The sequence below is a fragment of the Streptomyces sp. NWU339 genome (assembly GCF_003143855.1).
Taxonomy (GTDB): domain Bacteria; phylum Actinomycetota; class Actinomycetes; order Streptomycetales; family Streptomycetaceae; genus Streptomyces.
On record NZ_QFRK01000001.1, the window covers coordinates 620,424 to 627,977 of the forward strand.

General features: G+C 72.1%; 9 protein-coding genes. 4 read left to right on the forward strand and 5 right to left on the reverse strand.

Annotation, left to right across the window (positions count from 1 at the left end):
* The first annotated feature begins 159 nt into the window (after positions 1-159).
* Both DIZ27_RS02915 and DIZ27_RS02920 read left to right on the forward strand, forming a co-directional pair.
* Positions 160-1,008, forward strand: a complete 849-nt coding sequence (locus DIZ27_RS02915; RefSeq protein ID WP_181383345.1) for a hypothetical protein — start codon at positions 160-162, stop codon at positions 1,006-1,008.
* Positions 1,009-1,102: 94 nt separating this feature from the next.
* The gene (locus DIZ27_RS02920; protein WP_109376627.1) at positions 1,103-1,432 is read left to right on the forward strand and encodes a rhodanese-like domain-containing protein; all 330 of its coding nucleotides are present in this window, start codon (positions 1,103-1,105) and stop codon (positions 1,430-1,432) included.
* A 40-nt stretch (positions 1,433-1,472) separates the two neighbouring features.
* Here DIZ27_RS02920 and DIZ27_RS02925 read toward each other — a convergent pair whose 3' ends face one another.
* The 5 genes from DIZ27_RS02925 to paaA are packed head-to-tail and all read right to left on the reverse strand — an operon-like array spanning position 1,473 to position 5,185.
* On the reverse strand, positions 1,473-2,543 hold the full coding sequence (locus tag DIZ27_RS02925) for a 2Fe-2S iron-sulfur cluster-binding protein (RefSeq protein WP_109376628.1): 1,071 nt from the start codon (positions 2,541-2,543) through the stop codon (positions 1,473-1,475).
* On the reverse strand, positions 2,543-3,115 hold the full coding sequence (gene paaD / locus DIZ27_RS02930) for a 1,2-phenylacetyl-CoA epoxidase subunit PaaD (RefSeq protein ID WP_109376629.1): 573 nt from the start codon (positions 3,113-3,115) through the stop codon (positions 2,543-2,545). Before paaD ends, DIZ27_RS02925 begins: the two co-directional genes overlap by 1 nt.
* Positions 3,109-3,867, reverse strand: a complete 759-nt coding sequence (gene paaC, locus DIZ27_RS02935) for a 1,2-phenylacetyl-CoA epoxidase subunit PaaC (protein WP_109376630.1) — start codon at positions 3,865-3,867, stop codon at positions 3,109-3,111. Before paaC ends, paaD begins: the two co-directional genes overlap by 7 nt.
* Positions 3,864-4,151: a 1,2-phenylacetyl-CoA epoxidase subunit PaaB gene (gene paaB / locus DIZ27_RS02940; RefSeq protein WP_109376631.1), complete on the reverse strand. Its 288-nt coding sequence runs from the start codon at positions 4,149-4,151 to the stop codon at positions 3,864-3,866. The genes paaC and paaB overlap by 4 nt, the downstream gene beginning before the upstream one ends.
* Positions 4,148-5,185, reverse strand: a complete 1,038-nt coding sequence (gene paaA, locus DIZ27_RS02945; RefSeq protein ID WP_109376632.1) for a 1,2-phenylacetyl-CoA epoxidase subunit PaaA — start codon at positions 5,183-5,185, stop codon at positions 4,148-4,150. The genes paaB and paaA overlap by 4 nt, the downstream gene beginning before the upstream one ends.
* Positions 5,186-5,477: 292 nt before the next feature.
* Here paaA and DIZ27_RS02950 point away from each other — a divergent pair, with 292 nt between their 5' ends.
* Both DIZ27_RS02950 and DIZ27_RS02955 read left to right on the forward strand, forming a co-directional pair.
* Complete coding sequence (locus DIZ27_RS02950) at positions 5,478-6,230, forward strand: DUF5819 family protein (RefSeq protein ID WP_109376687.1); 753 nt, start codon at positions 5,478-5,480, stop codon at positions 6,228-6,230.
* Entirely contained in the window at positions 6,227-7,492 is a 1,266-nt protein-coding gene (locus tag DIZ27_RS02955; RefSeq protein WP_109376633.1) for an HTTM domain-containing protein, read from the forward strand. Before DIZ27_RS02950 ends, DIZ27_RS02955 begins: the two co-directional genes overlap by 4 nt.
* Positions 7,493-7,554: the final 62 nt, after the last annotated feature.

The following is a 7,554-nucleotide window of genomic DNA, read 5'->3' on the forward strand; positions in this document are numbered from 1 at the left end:
CGGATGGACGGATGCCTGCGTTCCGTTTCCGGCGCATCCTCGGTGGGCCGACAGGTGGTCCGGCAGGTGGGCCGGCCTGTGGTTCGGCAGGTGGGCCGGCCTGTGGTTCGGCGGGCCGGGTGGGCTCCGGGGGTGGCGGTGGTGGCCTACGCTGTGCGGGTGACGACCTCGGAGGGTGAGCAGGGTGGTGGCGGCGCCGGTGCGGAGCAGCAGGTGACGGCCGAAGGCGGTGCGCAGCGGCCCGAGGCGCGACTGGAGCAGGCCGTGCGGGCCGCCGAGCAGGCGCTGATCGAGTTCGAGATCGCGGTGGACACCTTCCGCATCGAGGTCGAGAACTTCTCCCGGCTGCACGAGCAGCGGCTCGGCCCCATGTACCTGCGCCTCGAGGAACTGGATGCCCGGATCCTGGAGGCCAAGGCCGACCGCACCGGTGATCCCGAGGACCGACGGCTGGCCGAGGACGCGCGCTCCCGGTTGCTGCCGATCCCCGGTGTGGAGCAGCTGCTGAACGGCTGGATGGACGGCGACGGTCTCTTCCCGGAGGCCGCGGCCATGCTCACGGACCAGCCGGTCCGGACCCCGGAGCGGGTGCGGCCCAGCGAGGGGGCCCGCAAGCTCTACCGCGACCTCGCCCGCAAGGCGCACCCGGACCTGGCGCAGGAGGAGTCGGAACGCCGCCGCCGCGAGGAGTTCATCACCCGCGTCAACGCCGCCTACGCCCGCGGCAGCGAGGCGGAGCTGCGTGAGCTCACCGAGGAATGGGCCGCGGGCCCGAAGCCGAAGGAGCAGGCCCCGAGTGCCGTCGACGAGCTCTACGCCCGGCTCGAGTGGCTCGCCCAGCGCAAGGAACTGCTCACGCTGGTCGCGAAGGAACTCGAGGAGGGTGCCATCGGCTCGATGCTCCGGCTGGCCCCGGACGACCCGGACCGTCTCCTGGAGGAGATAGCCGAGCAGCTGCGCGCCCAGGTGAGCGAACGCGAGGCGGAGCTGGCGGCCCTGCAGGGCTGAGCCGCGGAGCGGCCGGAATCTCGGCCGCCCCGCGGGTGTGAGATCCGGCTCGGTTGCTTCCGGTAGCGTCGGGGGCATGAGTTTTGCGACTGGGGTGCCCACGGTCGGGGTCACGGACCTCGAGGACGGCGATTTCCTGTTGGACGTCCGAGAGGACGACGAGTGGAAGTCCGGTCATGCCGAAGGGGCGCTGCACATCCCGATCAGCGAGTTCGTCGCCCGTTACGGCGAGCTGACCGAGGCGGCCCCGCAGGACGGTCGGGTGCATGTGATCTGCCGTTCCGGCGGGCGCTCCGCCCAGGTCACCATGTACCTGGTCCAGCAGGGCGTCGACGCCGTGAACGTGGCGGGCGGGATGCAGATGTGGGAGTCGGCGGGGCGCTCCGTGGTCACGGATGACGGGCAGCCCGGACACGTGCTGTAGTCCGGATGCCGGAACAGGCTCTGGAAGCGGGGAACGGGCGTCAGCGGTCGAAGTCCAGCTCCACTCTCTCCGTCACCGGATGCGACTGGCAGGCCAGTACGTAGCCCGCCTCGGTCTCCTCCGACTCCAGCGCGAAGTTGCGGTTCATCCGCACCTCGCCCGAGACGAGAAAGGCACGGCAGGTTCCGCACACCCCGCCCTTGCAGGCGTAGGGGGCGTCGGGGCGGTTGCGCAGCACCGTTTCCAGCAGGGATTCGCCGTCCTGGACGGGCCAGGTGCCGCCGCGCCCGTCGAGCAGGGCGGTGACCGTGCTGTGGGCGGGGGCGGGGGCGGGGGCGGGTGCCGTGGGGACGACCGGTGTGCCGGTGTCCACGTGGAAGATCTCTTCGTGGATGCGGGAGCGGGCCACGCCCAGGCCGCGCAGAGCCCGCTCTGCCCCCTCCACCAGTCCGTACGGGCCGCACAGGAACCAGCCGTCCACCTGCTCCACGGGCAGCAGCGCCGGCAGCAGTCCGGTGAGCCGCTCCTGGTCGAGCCGCCCGGACGGCAGCCCCGCCTGCTGCTCCTCCCGTGACAGCACCGTCACCAGCTGGAGCCGCTCGGTGTAGCGGTCCTTCAGGTCGGCCACCTCTTCCAGGAACATCGTCGATGCGGCCGTGCGGTCACTGCGGATCAGGCAGAACCGGGCATCGGGCTCGCGTCTCAGCAGGGTCGAGACGATGGACAGCACCGGTGTGATGCCGCTTCCGCCGACGATCGCCGCGTACCGGCCGGGCGCGGGCCGGAGGGTGAACCGGCCCGCCGGGGTCATCACCTCCAGCTCGTCCCCGACGCCGATCTCCTTCAGGGCGTACGTCGAGAAGGCCCCGCCGTCGACCAGCCGCACCCCCACCCGCAGCGTGCCGGGCCCCTGGCCGTCGGGCGCCGGGGAGCAGATGGAGTAGGTGCGCCGGATGTCCTCGCCCTCGGCCCTGCGCCGCAGGGTGAGGTGCTGGCCCGGGGCGTGGCGGTACTGCTCGCGCAGTTCCGGGGGGACGGTGAGGGAGAGGGCGACGGAGTCGTCGGTGAGCCGCTCGACTGCGGCCACCCGGAGCCGGTGGAAGCGCGCCATCACAACTCCTTGAAGTGGTCGAACGGTTCGAGGCAGGCCAGGCACCGGCGCAGCGCCTTGCACGCCGTGGACGAGAAACGGCTGAGCAGTTCGGTGTCGGCGGAGCCGCAGTGCGGGCAACGCACCGGCTCCGGAACGGCGGATGTCTCGCCTGCCGACGGGCCGCCGGTCAGCGGGTCGCGGGTGCGGGTCGGCCCGAGGTCCACCGGGACCGCGCCGGACGGCGGCCGTACACGAGGCGGGGCGATGCCGAACTCCCGCAGCTTGCGCCGCCCCTCCTCGGTGATGTCGTCGGTCGACCAGGCGGGCGCGAGCACCCTGCGGACGGTGACCTCACGCACGCCGTGTCCGCGCAGGACCCGCTCTATGTCCGCGGACATCGCCTCGACGGCCGGGCAGCCCGTGTACGTGGGGGTCAGCTCGACCTCGACGGCGTCCGTTCCGCGCGCGTGCACCGCGCGCACCACGCCCAGCTCGCGCAGGGTCAGCACGGGCAGTTCGGGGTCGGGCACCGAACCGGCCAGTTCCAGGAGTTCGGCCTCCAGCGGGGTGGTGGGCGCCGTGGTCACCATGTCGCCCCCGGGTGGCTGCGGTGCAGGTGCTGCATCTCGGCGAGCATCCGGCCGAAGGACTCGGTGTGCAGTCCCTGGCGGCCGGCCCCGGCCGTCCAGGCCCCGGTGCGCGGTCCCCCGGGCACGGTGAGGGTGGCCCGGCGCAGTACCTGGGTGATCCGCTCCAGCCAGGCCGTCTCCAGGGCCGGCCAGTCGATGTCGAGGCCCTCGACCGGCTGGAACATCTCGCCGGTGTACCGCCACAGGGCGTCCACGGCCCGCTGGGTCCGGGCCCGGCTGGCGTCCGTGCCGTCGCCGAGCCGCAGGGTCCACTGCTCGGCGTGGTCGCGGTGGTAGGAGACCTCCTTGACGGCCTTGCCGGCCAGCGGCGCGAACGGTCCGTCCCCCGCGGCGAGCTCGGTGTGCAGGAGGTGCTGGTAGGTGGAGAAGTACAGCTGGCGGACGATGGTGTGGGCGAAGTCGCCGTTCGGCTGTTCCACCAGCTGGAGGTTGCGGAAGGCGCGTTCCTCGCGGAGGAACGCCAGCTCGTCCTCGTCGCCGGCCGTCGACAGCAGCACCCGGGCCTGGCCCAGCAGGTCCAGCGCGATGTTGGCGAGGGCGACCTCCTCCTCCAGCACCGGGGCGTTGCCCGCCCACTCGCCCAGGCGGTGGGAGAGCACCAGGGCGTCGTCGCCGAGGGCGAGTGCGGCCGTCGTGCGGGCGGTGTCGTCCCCGGAGGCTGCCTGTGCGGGGGCGCTGGGTGGCGTCGTCACAGGTGCCGCACTCCCTCGGGGATCTCGTAGAACGTCGGGTGCCGGTAGGGCTTGTCGGCGGCGGGTTCGAAGAACGAGTCCTTCTCGTCCGGCGAGGACGCGGTGACCGCGGAGGACGGTACGACCCAGATCGAGACGCCCTCACCGCGGCGGGTGTACAGATCGCGGGCATTGCGCAGGGCGAGCTCCGCGTCCGGGGCGTGCAGGCTGCCGGCGTGGGTGTGGGAGAGCCCCCTGCGGGAGCGCACGAAGACCTCCCACAGGGGCCAGTCGGTGTCGGTCATGTACGGGTCGCTCCTGTCTCGCCGTTCGCGTGCTTGGCCGCGTGGGCCGCTGCCGCCTCCCTGACCCAGGCGCCCTCCTCGTGGGCGCGCCTGCGCCGGGTCAGCCGCTCCTCGTTGCACGGGCCGTTGCCCTTGAGGACGTCCCAGAACTCGCTCCAGTCGATCGGGCCGAAGTCGTGGTGCCCCCGCTCCTCGTTCCACCGCAGGTCCGGGTCGGGGAGGGTGAGGCCGAGCGACTCGGCCTGCGGGACGCAGATGTCGACGAAGCGCTGACGCAGCTCGTCGTTGGAGTGCCGCTTGATCTTCCAGGCCATCGACTGCGCGGAGTGCTGCGACTCGTCGTCGGGCGGGCCGAACATCATCAGGGACGGCCACCACCAGCGGTCCACCGCGTCCTGGGCCATCGCGTGCTGCTCGGGGGTGCCGCGACTCAGGGCCAGCAGCAGCTCGTAGCCCTGACGCTGGTGGAAGGACTCCTCCTTGCAGATGCGCACCATGGCGCGCGCGTACGGGCCGTACGAGCAGCGGCACAGGGGCACCTGGTTGGTGATCGCGGCGCCGTCCACCAGCCAGCCGATCGCACCGACGTCGGCCCAGGTCAGCGTGGGGTAGTTGAAGATCGAGGAGTACTTCTGGCGGCCGGAGTGCAGCTTGTCCAGCAGCTCCTCGCGGCTGGTGCCGAGGGTCTCGGCGGCGCTGTAGAGGTACAGGCCGTGTCCGGCCTCGTCCTGCACCTTGGCCATCAGGATCGCCTTGCGGCGCAGCGACGGCGCGCGGGTGATCCAGTTGGCCTCCGGCTGCATGCCGATGATCTCGGAGTGCGCGTGCTGGGCGATCTGCCGGACGAGCGTGGCGCGGTAGGCGTCGGGCATCCAGTCGCGCGGTTCGATCCTCTCGTCGGCGGCGACGGCCGCGTCGAAGGCACGCTCGTGCCCCGCGCTGTCGACGAGCGGATCACCGGTGCTGTCGACGGCGCCGTCCGGTGCGTCGTGCGTACGGTCGCCGACCGTGCCGCGAGCGGCTGCTGTCGCCATGAGGTCCCCCTCGACCTTGGTTCTTCCCGACCTTGGTTCTTCTCGCTCTGGGTTCTTCTCGCTCTGGGTTCTTCCCGGAACACGCTCCCGACCGATCGTTCGGTTCGTGCGATTCCATGGTGAGACGGCCGCCGCAAGGTGTCAACAGCTGTGGATGACCTCCGGCGCTGTGCCTCGGCGGCCGGTGCTGAGTACCGTTCCCGTGCGACACGGTGAAGCCGCGAAGCGGTATGCGGGCGGTACGACGGCGCCGCGGCCGGGACACGGACCGGGAATGTGGGAACGGGGCGGGATGAACGCGCACGACGAGGGCTCGCACGCCCGGCAGGGGCGGACCGGGCCGGAAGGGCCGGACGGACTGGAGGAACCGAGCGGCCCCGCCCCGCCGCCCGAGCCCGCCACTGGCGTGGCCGCCCTCTCCCCGCTCCATCGGATCGCCGCCGCGGTGGCCCTCGGGGGCGTCGCGATCGTGGTCTGCGTGCACCTCGGCATGACGTTCCTGCACGTCGCGCCCGCGAACACGGTCTCCAAGGAGCACGGCACGGCGATCGAGGACTGGATCTACCCGGAGTTCGAGCAGAACTGGAAGCTGTTCGCGCCCAACCCGCTGCAGCAGAACATCTCCGTCCAGGTCCGTGCCGAGATCCTGACGGCGGACGGGGGAGTGCGGACCACCGGCTGGTACGACCTGTCCGCCCAGGACGGCCGGGCCATCGACGGCAACCTCCTGCCCAGCCACACCCAGCAGAACGAGCTGCGCCGGGCCTGGGACTTCTTCGTCGCCACGCATGACGACGACGATCGTCCGGTGGGCATGCGGGGCGCGCTGGCCGAGTCGTATCTGCGCCGGATCATGGTGATGCGGCTCGAACGGTCGGACGCGGCCGGGCCGGGTGACGTCGTCGACCGGATCCAGGTTCGCTCCCGCACCGTCGACGTGCCGTCGCCCCGGTGGAGCGAGGAGCAGGTCTCGACGAAGCCGGTTCACCGCACCCTGCCCTGGTGGCCGGTGCCGGAGGACGAGGCCCGGGGAGGCATCGGGTGAACCGCTTCTCCCGCGTGGTCTCCGGCGCCGTCGAACGGGTCACCGACGCCGCTCTCGGCCCGCACCAGACCGCCGTGATCCGGATCGGCTTCAGCGCGACCTGGCTGCTGTTCCTGCTCCGGGAGTTCCCCCACCGCCAGGAGCTGTACGGTCCCGACGGCCCGTGGGACTGGGATCTCGCCGATCAGCTGGTCGGGTCCAACGGTGCCTTCACCGCGCTGCTGTGGTCGGACGGCCAGGGCTGGTTCGAGGCCGGCTACGCGCTCACGGTGGTGTGGAGCGCGCTGCTGCTGCTGGGCTGGCGCACCCGCACCATGTCGGTGCTGTTCATGGTGGGCGTGCTGTCGCTGCAGAACCGCAGTGTCTTCATGGGCGACGGCGGCGACAACGTCCTGCACCTGATGTCGATCTACCTCGTGTTCACCCGCTGCGGCCAGGTGTGGTCGCTGGACGCGCGGCGCGCCCGGCGGGAGGAGCGGGCACGCGCGTGTGGGGAGCGGCCGCGGGACCGGGTGGGCCCCGTGCTGTGGGGTGTGCTGGGCTTCCTGCTGCTCGTGGCGACCCTGGCCGGCCGGTTGGACGGCGACTGGTTCATACCGGCGCTGCTGTGGGCCGTCTGGGGGGTGCAGGCGCTGTGGTGGCTGGTGGGGCGTCGCGCGAGGACCCCGCAGCCGCGCATCCTGCTGGACGTCGTCGCCAACGTCGTGCACAACGGGGCCCTGCTGGTGATCATGGCCGAGGCCTGTCTGATCTACGCCACGGCCGGCTGGTACAAGGTCCAGGGCTCCCGCTGGCAGGACGGCACCGCGGTCCACTACCCGCTCCACCTGGAGTACTTCTCCCCCTGGCCGGCCCTCGGCGACCTGCTGACCGCCAGCGGCACCCTGGTGATGCTGGTGACGTACGGGACGGTCGCCGTGCAGGTCGCCTTCCCGTTCACCCTGTTCAACCGGCGGGTCAAGAACGTGTTCCTGGTACTCATGATCACTGAGCACGCCGTGATCGCCGTCGTCCTGGGACTGCCCTTCTTCTCCCTGGCGATGATCGCGGCCGACGCCGTCTTCCTGCCGACGACGTTCCTGCGCCGCCTGGGCGACGGCTCCGCCCGCACGTACGAGTGGGTGCGGGCCCGCGGACGGCGGCCCCGCACGCGCGCGGGCGGTCCATCGCTCCCGGGGCCCCGGTCCGCCGGCCCGGGAACGCGGGTGGGAGGTCGGCCGGCCGCCCCCGCGCCGGGGAAAGCACCCGGCCCCCGCACGTAGGCTGCACGTCATGGCCGCCCCCGACCCCGCCTCCGCACCCGACCCCACCCCCGTGCCCGGAC